General features: G+C 60.1%; 13 protein-coding genes and 1 tRNA gene. 4 read left to right on the plus strand and 10 right to left on the minus strand.

The genetic code is table 11. The features are described from left to right. Positions 1 to 399: 399 nt before the first annotated feature. Positions 400 to 489: transfer RNA gene (locus tag LOY50_RS19950), tRNA-Ser, on the minus strand. Between the two features lie 308 nt (positions 490 to 797). Between LOY50_RS19950 and LOY50_RS19955 the strand changes: the two genes are divergently transcribed. The 3 genes from LOY50_RS19955 to LOY50_RS19965 all read left to right on the plus strand — a co-directional run bounded on the left by LOY50_RS19955 (position 798) and on the right by LOY50_RS19965 (position 3,633). Further along, positions 798 to 1,487: a crotonase/enoyl-CoA hydratase family protein gene (locus LOY50_RS19955; protein ID WP_253476772.1), complete on the plus strand. Its 690-nt coding sequence runs from the start codon at positions 798 to 800 to the stop codon at positions 1,485 to 1,487. Between the two features lie 317 nt (positions 1,488 to 1,804). After that, positions 1,805 to 2,527, plus strand: a complete 723-nt coding sequence (locus LOY50_RS19960; protein ID WP_258688992.1) for a 1-acylglycerol-3-phosphate O-acyltransferase — start codon at positions 1,805 to 1,807, stop codon at positions 2,525 to 2,527. Between the two features lie 134 nt (positions 2,528 to 2,661). Beyond that, the gene (locus tag LOY50_RS19965) at positions 2,662 to 3,633 is read left to right on the plus strand and encodes a magnesium and cobalt transport protein CorA (protein WP_214509746.1); all 972 of its coding nucleotides are present in this window, start codon (positions 2,662 to 2,664) and stop codon (positions 3,631 to 3,633) included. Between the two features lie 184 nt (positions 3,634 to 3,817). Here the strand turns inward: LOY50_RS19965 and LOY50_RS19970 are convergent, their stop codons facing one another. The 3 genes from LOY50_RS19970 to LOY50_RS19980 all read right to left on the minus strand — a co-directional run bounded on the left by LOY50_RS19970 (position 3,818) and on the right by LOY50_RS19980 (position 8,017). Next, a complete protein-coding gene (locus LOY50_RS19970) occupies positions 3,818 to 4,552 on the minus strand; it encodes an amidotransferase (RefSeq protein WP_003204170.1) in 735 nt (244 codons plus the stop codon). Between the two features lie 89 nt (positions 4,553 to 4,641). Beyond that, entirely contained in the window at positions 4,642 to 6,786 is a 2,145-nt protein-coding gene (locus tag LOY50_RS19975; protein WP_258688993.1) for a 3-hydroxyacyl-CoA dehydrogenase NAD-binding domain-containing protein, read from the minus strand. 25 nt (positions 6,787 to 6,811) lie between these two features. Beyond that, the gene (locus LOY50_RS19980; RefSeq protein WP_258688994.1) at positions 6,812 to 8,017 is read right to left on the minus strand and encodes an acetyl-CoA C-acetyltransferase; all 1,206 of its coding nucleotides are present in this window, start codon (positions 8,015 to 8,017) and stop codon (positions 6,812 to 6,814) included. A gap of 609 nt (positions 8,018 to 8,626) precedes the next feature. On the opposite strand from LOY50_RS19980, the gene LOY50_RS19985 reads away from it, so the two are divergent. Then, positions 8,627 to 9,439 (plus strand): cytochrome c, encoded by an 813-nt coding sequence (locus LOY50_RS19985; protein WP_258688995.1) that lies wholly within the window; start codon positions 8,627 to 8,629, stop codon positions 9,437 to 9,439. A 211-nt stretch (positions 9,440 to 9,650) separates the two neighbouring features. Here the strand turns inward: LOY50_RS19985 and LOY50_RS19990 are convergent, their stop codons facing one another. The 6 genes from LOY50_RS19990 to LOY50_RS20015 all read right to left on the minus strand — a co-directional run bounded on the left by LOY50_RS19990 (position 9,651) and on the right by LOY50_RS20015 (position 14,789). Then, positions 9,651 to 10,454, minus strand: a complete 804-nt coding sequence (locus LOY50_RS19990) for a transglutaminase family protein (RefSeq protein ID WP_046063711.1) — start codon at positions 10,452 to 10,454, stop codon at positions 9,651 to 9,653. Further along, a complete protein-coding gene (locus tag LOY50_RS19995; protein WP_253476784.1) occupies positions 10,451 to 11,401 on the minus strand; it encodes an alpha-E domain-containing protein in 951 nt (316 codons plus the stop codon). Before LOY50_RS19995 ends, LOY50_RS19990 begins: the two co-directional genes overlap by 4 nt. A 9-nt stretch (positions 11,402 to 11,410) precedes the next feature. Beyond that, positions 11,411 to 12,820, minus strand: coding sequence for a circularly permuted type 2 ATP-grasp protein (locus tag LOY50_RS20000; RefSeq protein ID WP_014339467.1), 1,410 nt, complete (start codon positions 12,818 to 12,820; stop codon positions 11,411 to 11,413). A gap of 439 nt (positions 12,821 to 13,259) precedes the next feature. Further along, entirely contained in the window at positions 13,260 to 13,601 is a 342-nt protein-coding gene (locus LOY50_RS20005) for a ribonuclease E inhibitor RraB (protein WP_003179463.1), read from the minus strand. A gap of 201 nt (positions 13,602 to 13,802) precedes the next feature. Further along, the gene (locus tag LOY50_RS20010; RefSeq protein ID WP_057452053.1) at positions 13,803 to 14,039 is read right to left on the minus strand and encodes a hypothetical protein; all 237 of its coding nucleotides are present in this window, start codon (positions 14,037 to 14,039) and stop codon (positions 13,803 to 13,805) included. A gap of 141 nt (positions 14,040 to 14,180) precedes the next feature. Beyond that, entirely contained in the window at positions 14,181 to 14,789 is a 609-nt protein-coding gene (locus tag LOY50_RS20015) for an START domain-containing protein (RefSeq protein ID WP_253476786.1), read from the minus strand. Between the last annotated feature and the right edge of the window lie 13 nt (positions 14,790 to 14,802).

Raw genomic sequence — 14,802 nt, forward strand, 5'->3', positions numbered from 1 at the left:
TGGCAGGAATGATGGTTCGGTTCAAGAAATGCCTGAACCGCTCATCGCACTGCATCGCTTGCTGATCTCGGATACTCATCGCACTCGAGCCCTCAAGAGGACATACGGATCAATCCCTCCGCTGGATGCACAGCACAGAGAATCAAATATGGGAGGAGATTAGGTATGGCAAGGAATCGCCTTGGTTTGATTGACACCATTAAGTTGCAGCTGTCCACCAAAGTTAGCCAACCGCATCCCCAATTAACGACGGAGAGATGCGATCTATCTCGCGAACAAAAAACGCACCAGAAATGTGCACCAGTCCCATGACGGTCCCATGGGGCCATTTTTTGGACGCCAAAAACCACAAACCCCCGACTTTCTCTAGGAAAATCAGGGGTTTGCGTTTTCAGAATGTGGCGGTGAAGGAGAGATTCGAACTCTCGATACAGTTTCCTGTATACACACTTTCCAGGCGTGCTCCTTAAGCCACTCGGACACTTCACCGTATCTCGGCAAACTGTTCAGTCTGTCGAGGCGCGCTAATGTAGTCGAAAGCTTTTCCGATGGCAAAGGTTTTTTTCAGAATTTTCATGCGGTTAAGCTTGGTCGGGCATTTCAAACACGCCTGGGCATGGCAAACCGGCCAATCTTCGGGGTTATGCAGGCGCTGCTCAATAGATGAAGGCGAAGCAGGATGGGCGGGCCAGGCTGTTTGCAGAGCCTGAGGCTGACCGGTGAGTCAGTCACGGCGCTTTACCTGACCTGCGGCGGTGGGTAACGTCTGCGTCACTTCTCTTACAAGGAATAGCGTCATGAGCGACTTGATTGCCTACCATCTCGACGACGGTATCGCGACCCTGACCTTGAACAACGGCAAGGTCAATGCCATCTCGCCAGATGTGATTGCCGCGTTCAACGCTGCGCTGGACCAGGCGACGGCGGATCGGGCGGTGGTGATCATTACCGGGCAACCGGGGATTTTGTCGGGCGGTTACGATCTGAAGGTAATGACCGCCGGTCCCAAGGAAGCGGTGAGCCTGGTCACAGCTGGCTCGACCCTGGCCCGTCGCCTGTTGTCGCACCCCTTCCCTGTCGTTGTCGCTTGCCCGGGGCATGCGGTGGCCAAGGGTGCGTTCCTGCTGCTCTCGGCGGACTACCGCATTGGCGTGGAAGGGCCGTTCAGCATCGGGCTGAACGAAGTGCAGATCGGCATGACCATGCACCACGCCGGTATCGAGCTGGCCCGTGATCGCCTGCGCAAGTCGGCGTTCCATCGCTCGGTAATCAATGCCGAGATGTTCAATCCGCAGGGTGCTGTGGATGCCGGCTTCCTCGACAAGGTGGTGTCGGCCGAAGAACTGCAGGGCGCGGCCCTGGAAGCGGCGCGTCAGTTGAAGAAGATCAACATGTCCGCCCACAAGAACACCAAGCTGAAAGTGCGCAAGGCTCTGCTGGAAACGCTGGACAGTGCGATTCTGCTGGATCAGGAGCATATGGGCTGAGGCTTGTAGGAGCTGTCGAGCGGAGCGAGGCTGCGATCTTTTGATCCTTCGCTCCGGACTCAATTGGTAATGGAAAGATCGCAGCCTCGCTCCGCTCGTCAGCTCCTACGGGCCCAGAGAGAGCGAGCCCTCACCTGGAGTCGGACTTTTTCCTACGTGCGTCGTTTAAAAGTCCGCAACCGCTCTAGGCCGCTTCTGTCGCCTTATTTCGCAACATGCGCTTAAACATCGTCCATTTCCTACATCTATAGGGCCAATTGCCGAAAACAGTGCACATCCGTACACTGCGCCACCTTTTGTCCCGATGGGGCCTGTAGATGCTGTTTGTATTGCGTATGTTGTTGATGGGCCTGCATTTTGTATTGGCTGGCGTGCTCGGGGTGATTGTGGGCCTGTGCCGGCCGTTCAACCCGGACAACAGCCGTTTATGCGCAAGGTTGTACGCGTTGCCAGCGATGTGCATTTTGCGCCTGCGGGTCCGGACGCAAGTCGACACGCTGGTGAACAAGCCCAATGGCTGCGTCATCATCGCCAACCACCAATCCAACTATGACCTGTTCATGTTCGGCAACGTGGTGCCGCGCCGTACCGTGTGCATCGGCAAGAAGAGCCTGAAATGGGTGCCGCTGTTCGGGCAATTGTTCTGGCTGGCGGGCAACGTGTTGATCGACCGCGGCAACGCGATCAAGGCCCGAAAGTCGATGCTGACCACCACCCATACGTTGCAGCACGAGGACACCTCGATCTGGGTTTTTCCGGAAGGCACGCGCAATCTGGGCGAAGACCTGCTGCCATTCAAGAAAGGCGCCTTCCAGATGGCAATAGCCGCCGGAGTGCCGATTGTTCCGGTATGCGTGAGCAGCTACATCAAGCACATGCGCCTCAATCGCTGGCGCAGCGGTGACATCCTCATACGTTCATTGCCGGCGATTCCTACGGCCGGATTGAGTATGGATGACATGCCCCGGCTCATTGCCCAATGCCGTGAACAGATGCGCGAGTGCATCGCGACAATGGACCGGCAGCTGCAAACCGCCTGAATGGAAACCCGCCCCCTCGGCGGGTTTTCTTTTGCCGCCGAACTCCGCAGATTTTGCTGACTCTCAAGCTACAGGGCGCGTTAAGCTGGACGCTGCCTGCCACTGCCATTTTCAATAAGAAGTGAACCACCATTATGGGTAGAGTCGTTGCTGCTGCGGTCTACAGCGCCGGTAAGAAAGTCACCAATATCACCCTCGACGAAGGCAGCGCCTGGGCTGCCAAACCTGGTCATTTTGTATGGATCGGTCTCGAAGAGCCCAGCGCCCTGGAGCTGACCAACCTGCAGCGTCAATTCAACCTGCACGAACTGGCGATCGAAGACGCCATGGAGAAACACAGCCGTCCCAAGTTGGAGACCTTTGGCGATGCGCTGTTTATCGTCACGTATTCGCCGATACGCAAGGACGGCAAGCTGCAGTTCATCGAAACCCATATCTTTGCCGGCAAGGGCTACATCATCACGGCTCGCAACGGCCATTCCGCGTCCTACGCCCACGTCCGGCAGCGCTGTGAGGCGCGTCCGCTTTTGCTGAAACACGGGGAAGATTTCGTTCTCTACGCCATCCTTGATTTCGTGATTGAAAACTACCAGCCAATGGGTGAAGCCATTCACGCCGAAATCGATGAGCTGGAACACAATGTCATGTGCAGCTCCCTGAACGAACGGGACATCCAGAACCTGCACAGCTTGCGCCGCGACGTATTGCGCCTGCGCCGTTATGCGGCGCCAATGGTGGAGATCAGTGAAGAGTTGCAGCGACTGGACTTCCCCTTCATCGACAAGAACATGAGCCCGTATTTCCGCGACGTGCAGATTCATGTCACGCGGCAAATGGAAGACCTGACGACCCTGGCCGACATCGCCAGCCAGACCATCGAAGTCGGCGTGTTGCTCGAAGCGTCGCGCCAGAGCGTGGTGCAGCGCAAGTTTGCAGCTTGGGCGGCGATCCTGGCGTTTCCCACGGCTGTGGCCGGGATCTATGGGATGAACTTCCAGGACATGCCGGAGCTGAGTTGGCAATACGGCTATTTCGCGGTGCTGGGGGTTATTGCGGTGGGCTGCTCGTCGCTGTGGTGGAGCTTCAAGCGATCGGGTTGGTTGTAGGCGAACAGTGGAATTTGTGTGGGATTCATCGCGAGCAAGCTCGCTCCCACAGGGGATTTGCGTCGTACACAGATCCAGTGTGGGAGTGAGCTTGCTCGCGATAGCGGTGGATCAGTTGGCCTGATGCTGGATGTGCCGCCGTCATCGCGAGCAAGCTCGCTCCCACATTAGAGAGTGGTGATCTTTAGCCTTGGGTGGCTTCGGCCTGCGGCTTGTGAGCGACGAAACGCATCATCCACTCCGCCACCGTGGTGCCGTGGTGCTCGTGGGCAAGGCTCGCCACGCCCTGGCTATAGATCTGCTCGCCGAGGTGCTGCTGGCGAATCTCCAGCAAGGCCCGGGAATAATCGTGGATGAACTCTGGGTGACCCTGGAAGCACAGCACCTGGTCGTTGATGTGGTAGGCGGCAAACGGGCAGAAATCGCTGGAAGCGATGACCGTCGCGCTTTCGGGCAATTCGGTGACCTGGTCCTGATGGCTGATCAGCAAGGTCAGTTCTTCCATCACCGGGCTCATCCAAGGTGCCTTGGCGGCGAGTTTGTAGCGATGGGTGCCGACACCCCAGCCTTGGGTGGCACGCTCGGTCTTGCCGCCCAGCAACAACGCCAACAGTTGGTGACCAAAGCACACACCGAGCAATTTATCGCCGCGCTGGTAACGCTCCAACAGGTAAGTCTTGAGGGTTTGAATCCAAGGGTCGGTGCCGAAGGAGTCAGCCTTGCTGCCGGTCACCAGATAAGCGTCGAACTGCTCGTCATCGCTGGGGTAATGCCCCTCCATCACGTTGTACACAACAAATTCGGCCGCAATGGGCTGCTGCGAAAACAGGCGCTGGAACATCTGCCCGTAACCCTGATATTGGTCGACCAGTTCCGGACGCAGGATATCGGTTTCCAGAATGCAGATGCGTAGCGACATAAAAAATACCTGACACGATGATGGGAATATTGCACACCCCAGAGCCTGCCCTGAAACACGGTCCCAAGGCAAGCCCCTTCCCGGGTCTGTCAGAACAGTTCGTGGCGGGCGGCTTTCTCCAGCAACAAGGCCGGCGGTGAGAAGCGCTCGCCATATTGCTCGGCCAGATACTGGGCGCGACCGACAAAGTCTTGCAGGCCGTATTGATTGATAAACTGCAGCGCACCACCGGTCCAGGCGGCGAAACCGATGCCGAAGATCGAGCCGACGTTGGCGTCGGCCGTCGAAGTCAGCACTCCCTCCTCCATGCAGCGCACGGTTTCCAGGGCCTGGATGAACAGCAGGCGATCGCGGATATCCTGCGGGGAAATCTGCCCGTCGGCTTTCTCGAAGCGGCTTTTGAGCGCCGGCCACAGGTACTTTTGCCCATCGGCCGGGTATTCATAGAAACCGGCACCGGCGGCCTTGCCCGGTCGCTTGTATTCGTTGAGCAGCAAGTCGATCACGGCGAACGCCGGGTGCTCAATCGGCGCTTTCTCTTCTGCGCGCAGGTCCTTGGCAGTTTGCGCGCGGATATGGCTCATCAGGCTGAGGGAAACTTCGTCAGAGATCGCCAGAGGCCCGACCGGCATCCCGGCCTTGCGCGCTTCGGTCTCGATCATCGGCGCACTCACGCCCTCGCCGAGCATGGCGATGCCCTCGTTGGTAAAGGTGCCGAACACCCGCGACGTAAAGAAGCCGCGACTGTCGTTGACCACAATCGGCGTCTTGTTGATCTGCAGGACAAAATCGAACCCCCGGGCCAGGGTCGCGTCACCGGTGCGTGCGCCCTTGATGATCTCCACCAAAGGCATTTTCTCCACCGGGCTGAAGAAGTGCAGGCCGATGAACTTCGTCGGGTCTGGCACAGCCATGGCCAGGCCGGTGATGGGCAAGGTCGAGGTGTTGGAAGCGATCACCGCATCCTCGCCCACCACCGCCTGGGCGGCGGCCGACACACTGGCTTTCAGGGCGCGATCTTCAAACACCGCTTCGATGATCAGGTCGCAGCCGGCCAGGTCGGCGTTGCTGTCGGTGGGGTGAATCCGCGCCAGCGTGGCTTCGCGTTGCTCGGCGGTGAGTTGACCGCGTGCGACCTTTTTATCCAGCAACGCCGCCGAACGGGCCTTGCCCTTCTCGGCCGCCGCCAGATCGACATCCTTGAGTACCACTGCGATGCCGGCCACGGCGCTGACATAGGCGATACCCGCCCCCATCATGCCCGCGCCGAGCACGCCGACTTTTTTCGTCAGATAAGGCGCAAAACCCTGTGGGCGGGAACCACCGTCCTTGATCTCGTTGAGCTGGAACCAGAAGGTGCCGATCAGGTTCTTCGCCACCTGGCCGGTGGTCAGTTCGGTGAAGTAACGGGTTTCGATCAGGTGCGCGGTGTCGAAATCAACCTGGGCGCCCTCCACCGCTGCGCAGAGGATTTTCTCCGGTGCTGGCAGGCAACCCTGGGTCTTGTTGCGCAGGATCGAAGGGGCAATTGCCAGCATTTGCGCAACTTTCGGGTCAGACGGCGTGCCGCCCGGCAGTCGATAGCCCTTTGCATCCCAGGGTTGGATGACGCTGGGGTTGGCAAGAATCCAGGCCCGGGACTTGGTCAGCAGCTCGTCACGATCCTTCGCCAGCTCATCGATCAAACCGGCCTGCAGCGCTTGTTGCGCATTGACCTTCTTGCCCTCGAGCAGATACGGCAAGGCCTTTTCCAAACCGAGCAGGCGCACCATCCGCACCACCCCGCCGCCACCCGGCAACAGGCCAAGCGTGACCTCCGGCAAGCCGAGCTGCACCGATGGCAGGTCCAGGGCCACGCGATGATGGCAGGCCAGGCAGATTTCCCAACCACCGCCGAGGGCCGCGCCATTGATGGCCGCCACCACGGGTTTGCCCAGGGTCTCCAAGGCTCGCAGTTGCGCTTTAAGCAGCAGGACCATGTCGTAGAAAGCCTTGGCCTCGGGCTTGCCGACCTTGATCAATTCGTTGAGGTCACCGCCTGCGAAGAAGGTGTGCTTGGCCGAGGTGATGATCACACCGGCAATCGAGTCCTTTTCAGCCTGCAAACGGGCGACGCAGGCGGCCATGGCCTCACGGTACACCGCGTTCATGGTGTTGGCGCCCTGGCCCGGCATGTCCAGGGTCAGGACGACGATCCGGTCCTGGCCGGTTTCGTAACGAATGGCATCGGTCATGAAAAAGTGTTCCTTGAAGTCGGGCTCAGAGGCGTTCAATGACGGTGGCAATGCCCATGCCGCCGCCGACACAGAGGGTCGCCAGGCCATAGCGCAGGCGACGCACCTCCAATTCGTCGAGCAACGTGCCAAGGATTGCGCACCCCGTGGCGCCCAAGGGGTGCCCCATGGCGATGGAGCCGCCGTTGACGTTGACCTTGGCGGGGTCGATGGCCATGTCCTTGATGAACTTGAGCACCACCGAGGCGAAGGCTTCGTTGACTTCGAACAGGTCGATGTCCTCCACCCGCAACCCGGCCTTGGCCAGGGCCTTGCGGGTAGCCGGCGCCGGGCCGGTGAGCATGATGGTCGGGTCGGTACTGGTGACAGCGGTGGCGACGATCCGCGCCCGGGGCTGCAGGCCCATGGCGCGCCCCTTGGCTTCGGAACCGATCAACATCAGTGCCGCGCCGTCGACGATGCCGGAACTGTTGCCCGGTGTGTGCACGTGATGGATTCGTTCGACATGACTGTAGACACGCAGCGCTGTGCCATCGAAGCCCATCTGGCCCATGGCCTCGAAGCTTGGCTTGAGCTTGCCCAGGCCGTCGAGCGTGGAGTCGGCGCGGATGAATTCGTCGTGGTCCAGCAGCACGATGCCATTCTGGTCCCGCACGGCGACCAGGGATTTATTGAACGAACCGTCACCCCGGGCACGCGCCGCTTTTTGCTGGGAATGCAGCGCATAACCGTCGACATCCTCACGGCTAAAGCCTTCCAGCGTGGCGATCAGGTCGGCGCCGATGCCCTGGGGAACGAAGTGACCGTGCAGGTTGGATTGCGGGTCCAGCGCCCACGCACCGCCATCGCTGCCCATGGGCACCCGGGACATGGATTCGACGCCGCCGGCCACCACCAGGTCTTCGAAGCCGGAACGCACTTTCATGGCCGCCAGGTTCACCGCTTCCAGGCCCGAGGCGCAAAACCGATTGAGTTGCACACCGGCCACGCTGACATCCCAATTGGCCACCAGCGCAGCGGTCTTGGCGATATCGGCCCCCTGTTCACCCACCGGGGTCACGCAACCGAGCACGATGTCATCGACCTGGCTGGTGTCCAGATCCATGCGCTGCTGCAAGGCGCTGAGCAGGCCGCCCATCAGGTTCACCGGCTTGACGCTGTGCAAGGCACCATCGGCCTTGCCCTTGCCGCGGGGCGTGCGTAATGCGTCGAAAATCAAAGCTTGGATCATGACGTCCTCGAAACCACGGGGTAATGCGATGCCTTCAACCATAAGCCCAGCGGCGCCGGATTCAATGACCACAGCGCTCAATGGCGTTGACGGCCACGCTCAGACGAACGGTAGCGAGCTATCGGGTTAACCGATTCAGGAGGGCAAGCTGTCTAGCAAAAGGGCCGGCAGGAAGGTGGCAATAGGCCTCATACCTTTTTTAGAGCAACCTGTACCAAGCTGATATGAATTGGATCTAAGCCAAGGCCGCCGCGGCCCCTAATGTAATCCTTGTACAAGAAAGTCGTCGGGTTTTGCCGAGGCGCTTGTCGAACAGGAAGTGCAACGCCAGCCGCCATGGATATGCAGGCTGGCTTCTAGGAAATAACAATAAAGGCGGGTCAGCCATGTTCAAACATTCGAAAGTTCGCCAAGCCGGACTCATTCTCTTTGCCACGACGCTGCTGTTGATTTTGCCGAATATCACCAAGGTGATTGGCTGAATCCTGCGCGAGGGCATCTGCATCATCCATTAGTTGTGTCGCCAAAAAATGTAACGGGTTCTCTGTTCGAGCCGCGATGGCTGTGCCAACCTTTGCGGCCCCCCCCTCGACATGGAAGGCGATCGACTTGAAAGCTCTTATTGTGTTCGGGGCGTTGCTGCTCAGCACGCCCCTTTATGCCGCGCAACTGGTGCTGGAGTTGGGCGCGGGCACGCGCACCTGGCAAACCGAAGAACTGCTCAAGCACCCGGACGCTCAAACGGTCCAGATCGCTGATGACGCTTCCTACAAGAAACCGATGAGCTATCGAGCCGTGCCGCTGACGGCACTATTGACGGGCGTCCAAGCGGACGACCACCTGCAAGCCGTGGCCCTGGACGGCTTCGCTGCCGAAATGCCTGCGGCACCGTTACTCAACAAGAGTGGGGCCCGGGCCTGGCTGGCGATCGAGGACCCGGCCAAGCCATGGCCGTCGCTGGGGGAAGGCAAGCACAGCGCCGGGCCTTTCTACCTGGTCTGGACCGATCCGCAGGCTGGCCATATAAGCCCGGAGCAATGGCCCTACGCGGTGGCGACTATCAAGCGCCTGTCGGCCGTGGCCGAACGCTTCCCCGCCCTGCTGCCGGCGCCCAGCCTGGCCAAGGACGACCCGGTCAATAAAGGTTTCGAACTGTTCCAGAAAAACTGCCTGGCGTGCCATCGGCTCAATGGCGCGGGTGATGCGCAGTTCGGCCCGGACCTGAACATCCCTTTCAACCCGACCGAATACTTCTCCGGGGATTTCCTCAAGCGCTACATTCGCGCCCCGCAAGCGCTGCGTCACTGGCCCCAGGGCAAGATGCCCGGGTTCTCGGCTGCGGTGCTGCCGGATTCGGAGCTGGATCTGCTGGTGGGTTATTTGAAGCATATGGCGGGACGCAAGCAGCCATTGGCCCCGTGAGATAGCTTTTTTTGTGGCGAGGGAGCTTGCTCCCGCTGGGCTCTGTAGGAGCTGCCGAAGGTTCGGGCCGCGTTCGGACGATCTTTTGATCTTTCGTTTGAGATTCAAGTGACCGGGAAAAGATCGCAGCCTCGTTGCACTCGTCAGCTCCTACAGGGCGCAGCCCAGCGGGAGCAAGCTCCCTCGCCACAGAAGCTCCCCCGCTGGAGAGTTATTGTTGTTGCACCGTGATCACCGGCGCCGGTGGCACGACCAGCTTGGCATGCATCTGCTCACAACCGCCGCCACGGCGCATGCCACGCACCGGGCAGGCGTCCAGGTAATCCAGGCCCACGGCCAGCTTCAGGTGGCGCTCCGGACGGGCCAATTGGTTGGTCACGTCGAAGCTGTACCAGGCGTCGTCAAGCCAGGCCTCCGCCCAGGCATGGCTTGCCAGGTGTTCGCTCTCTTCGCTGAACAGATACCCCGAGACATACCGCGCCGGCACCCCCAGGCTACGGGCGCAGGCCAGGAAGGCGTGGGTGTGATCCTGGCACACCCCGCTACGACCGGCAAAAGCCTGAGCCGCACTTGTCTCCACTTCAGTGGTGCCAGGGGTGTAGATCATGTGCTGGTTCAGCCCGTGCATCAGGTCAATCAGCGCCGTGCGATCGCGACGCTGCTGGCACTGCTGCGCAGCAAAGGCTCGAAGGGCCTCGTCCGCCTCGGTCAACCGGGTGAAGCGCAGGAACGGCAGCGCTGACTGGCTCTCGTGCTCGGCTTCACGCGACGGATCGATATCCACCTGTCCACGGGCGCCGATGATGACCGTTTCGTGGGGTTCGTCCAGGGTCAGTACGTGAAGGATGTTGCCGAACGGGTCCAGCTGCGCCCGCACCGGCCGGGGCAAATCCAGTTGCCAGCTCAGCACATGCTGGCGTTCGCTGTCGTGGGGCGTCAGGCGCAGGTACTGGATGCTGGCGCGCACCTGATCTTCATAGTGGTAGGCCGTTTCGTGGCTGATCGAGAGTCTCATATGACCTCCAGGTAGGAACTGTGAATGGCATTGCCCAGTTCACGGACCAGTGGGATGAATTCGGTGAGCCAGGCATGCAGGCCCCCGTCGAGGATTTCGTTGATGCCGGTGTAGCGCAGGCGCGCGTCCATTTCCGCCGCCAGCCGTTGTGCCTGCCGACCGTTGGTGCCCGGCAGGCTCGCGAGGATCTGGTTGATTTCTTCGGTACAGGCGCGCAGCGAACGCGGCACATCGGCGCGCAACAGCAGCAACTCGGCCACATGCCGAGCGCCCGGGGCGTCACGGTAGATCTCGGTGTAGGCCTCAAAGGACGACAAGGCCCGCAACAAGGCGCTCCATTGGTAATACGCGTGGGCCGTGCCGTCGCTGACCGCGTCGGCCTGGTCACCGGCCATTTCGTAGCGGGCGTCGAGCAAGCGCAGGGTGTTGTCGGCCCTTTCGATGAAGGTCCCCAGGCGAATGAAGCGGAACGCGTCGTTACGCATGATGGTGCCGTAGGTTGCGCCACGAAACAGGTGGGATCGCTCCTTGATCCACTCACAGAAACGGCTCATGCCGTAGCGATTCAAGCCTTGCTCGGCGATACCGCGAATTTCCAGCCAGGTGGCGTTGATGTTCTCCCACATGTCGGCGGTGATTCGCCCACGTACCGCGTGGGCACTGGCTCGCGCGGCACCGAGGCAGCTGTAGATACTGGCCGGGTTGGCCGCTTCCAGGGCAAAGAAATGCAGCAGGCGCTCGGCGTGCAGCTCGCCGTGTCGCTCCCGGTAATCATCCAGCGTGCCGGTGATCAGCAATGGCATGGCCAGCTCGTGCAGGCCGTCGCCACGCCCGTCCTGGGGCATCAGTGACAACGAATAGCTGACGTCGAGCATCCGTGCGAGGTTTTCCGCACGCTCCAGGTAGCGCGACATCCAGTACAGGTCCGAGGCGGTTCTACTCAGCATGGCAGCACCTCAATCCTCGACGACCCAAGTGTCCTTGGTCCCACCGCCCTGGGATGAATTCACCACCAGGGAGCCTTCGCGCAGCGCCACCCGCGTCAGCCCACCAGGCACCACGCGGGTCTCGCGCCCCGACAGCACAAACGGCCGCAAATCGATGTGGCGCGGGGCGATGCCGTTTTCGACAAAGGTCGGGCAGGTCGAGAGCGACAGCGTCGGCTGGGCGATGTAGGCGTGCGGCTTGGCCTTGATCCGCTCGCGGAAAGCATCGATCTGCGCCGTCGTCGCGGCCGGCCCCACCAGCATTCCATAACCGCCGGAACCCTGGGTTTCCTTGACCACCAGGTCGGGAAGATTTGCCAGCACGTGGGAAAGCTCGGCGGGATTACGACATTGCCATGTAGGGACGTTCTTCAGGATCGGCTCTTCGTCCAGGTAAAAACGGATCATGTCGGTGACGAACGGGTACACCGACTTGTCGTCCGCCACGCCCGTGCCGATGGCATTGGCCAGCACCACGTTGCCGGAACGGTAGGACGACAACAGGCCCGGCACCCCGAGCATCGAGTCCGGATTGAAGGCCAGCGGATCGAGAAACGCGTCGTCGAGGCGACGGTAGATCACATCCACCGCTTTCGGGCCGTCGGTGGTGCGCATGAACACTTTGTCATCGCGTACGAACAGGTCGGCGCCCTCCACCAACTCCACGCCCATCTCCCGGGCCAGGAACGCGTGCTCGAAGAACGCGCTGTTGAAACGCCCCGGCGTGAGCACCACGACGCTGGGATCGTCCAGCGGGCTGGAGCTTTTCAGGGTGTCGAGCAGCAGGTTCGGATAATGGTCGATGGGGGCGATGCGCTGGGCGGCGAACAGTTCGGGGAACAGGCGCATCATCATCTTGCGGTCTTCGAGCATGTAGCTGACGCCGCTGGGCGTACGAAGATTGTCTTCGAGCACGTAGTACGTGCCGTCACCGTCGCGCACCAGATCGACACCACAAATGTGCGCGTAGATGTCACGGTGCAGATCCAGCCCCTGCATCGCCAGTTGGTACTGCTCGTTGGCCAGCACCTGCTCGGCGGGAATGATGCCGGCGCGGATGATCCGTTGTTCGTGGTAGAGATCGGCCAGGAACATGTTCAGCGCCTTGACCCGCTGGATGCAGCCACGTTCGACCACCCGCCATTCACTGGCCGGGATGCTGCGCGGGATCGTGTCGAAAGGGATCAGCCGCTCGGTCCCCTGCTCATCGCCGTAGAGCGTGAACGTAATGCCAGCACGATGGAACAACAGGTCGGCTTCGCGCCTGCGTTGCGCCAGCAGCTCGTCAGGCGTTTCAGCCAGCCATCGGGCAAACGCCTGGTAATGCGGACGGACCTGGCCGTTGGCATCGTACATTTCATCAAAACCGCTGCGGATCATGCCGTACTCCTTGTCACCCTGGCAGCAAGGCTTCGCAAGCCCCGTGCCATCGGCATAAACGCTTTATGATCAACGGGTTGGATTCTCCTCTGAGAGGCCGTGCACTTTTCTAGTGCAACAAATGCCCCCACCCCGCTGCCCCCCGCTTCATTGCGACGCAGGGGCGTCGCTCTGCTGAGCATAGTCTCGGAAAAACGACGCGGCTTGATCTGGATACAGTTAGGTTACAAAACCTGGCGGTTGTGGTGTTGGCGGGTGCATGACATTCCCTGTGGGAGCCGAGCTTGCTCGCGATGGCGTCGGCACATTCAACATTGATGCAAGCTGAGCCGCCGTCATCGCGAGCAAGCTCGGCTCCCACAGGATTCTTGCGGAGTTCACAGACATGAAAACGGCCGACACAAAGGTCAGCCGTTGCTGTGGTTGCGGTGAGTAACTGTCAGGCCTGCAGGCGCCGGATCTCTTGCTTGACGCCCCAGCCCTCGATCACACCACCCAAGGGTTCGACGACTGCCTCAAAGTCTTGCTCGAAGTCTCCTATGTCATCGTAAGTGGCGTACATCACCCGGCTCAGTTCCAATGACCAAGCCCCGTCGTCCCGTGCACTGATCTGCGCGTTCAGCGACTCTCCCCGAAAATGACCTGCCGCCCTGCGCGCCCGCTCCTCGTCCGGGAAAATGGCGTAGAACTCAATGGGATGGAATCGGGAAAAATCGAAACCGCCTTCTTTCATGCGGCGCAACACGCTGGTGCTGATGTCTTCTTGATAGGCTGTGCTCATGAAACGTCCTCCTGAAACCAATGGATAGACTTTCCGTCTTCCCGTGCGTGAAGCCCTCAGGCTGCAAGCGGTACGGCATCAAATGGCCGTCGGGACACAAGCATGTAGCTGACAAGACCGGACCTTGGCGATCCTTTCGCTGATCTCAATTGCAGAGTAGCCGTAAGTGGCAGCCGCTGCCAAGCGAGACCAGGCACCGTTTCATGAAATCGGTGTAATGCTGATGATTTCAATGCTGTGCTGGGACTTGAGGTTCTTGACGGTGGGATCTTCTGTACGACCCTCCAGGTCGTTGAGGTCCAATTGGGCGGAAACGGGCAGCAATTTTTCGCGAATCAGTTGTGCAGCCTGCTCCATCGTAGGCTCCTGCTCGTAGTCGAACTGCTCGGCGATGGCTTCGCCATGATCATCCACGAAAGTGATTTCCCACTTTTGCATCGGTGTCTCCTTGATCAATTCAGGGCCTGGCTTACCTTTATCTCGACATTGAGGGCCGGACAATTGTTCCGCCGGGCGTCTGGACGGCACACATGAAAAGACCGCCTCTGGGGCGGTCTCTTGCAGTGCAGCCGTGGCCGATCAGTTCTCGGCGCGTTCCTTCAGGGCTTTCAAGGTGTTGAACGGTGCATCCACCACGAACTTGTTCGCCAGCCAGGACGGCACGTCACCCCCTGGTTCGGTGTGGACCTGGTAGGTCACTTCGATCTGGTCTGCGCCCTTTGGCGTGAACTTCCAGAAGCCGTCGACCTGGGTCACTCGCACGAAACCTTGCTCTTCGGGAAGGTATTTCGGCACACCCTTGAGCTTGCGGGTCAGGCTGCCATCAGCGCCCTCCTCGGTGGTCACTTCCAGTATCGAGTCCCGGGACGTCACCGGCCATGGCGTGTTGAACTGAGTGTAGGTCCAGCTCTGATTGCCTTCGTGCTTGAGCAGTTTCTGGCTCTTGCATTCATGAATCCAGGCGCAGGCACCGGAAACGTCTTCCTGCAGGGCCCGCAGCTTGGCCATGGTGGTTTTCATCACCGTCACGCCGCGATAGGCCTTGTACTTGGAGCCCGCCACCTCACTGAGGGAAACCTTGATACCGTCCTTCTCCTTGGCAACCTGCCAGTCCTCTGCCTGAGCGGTGGCCGTTGCCAGCAACACGGTCAACCCACACAACACAGCCATACGATGCAGCGAACCCATAGTTCTTTTCCTT

The sequence above is a fragment of the Pseudomonas sp. B21-010 genome (genome assembly GCF_024749325.1).
Classification (GTDB): Bacteria; Pseudomonadota; Gammaproteobacteria; order Pseudomonadales; family Pseudomonadaceae; genus Aquipseudomonas; species Aquipseudomonas kilonensis.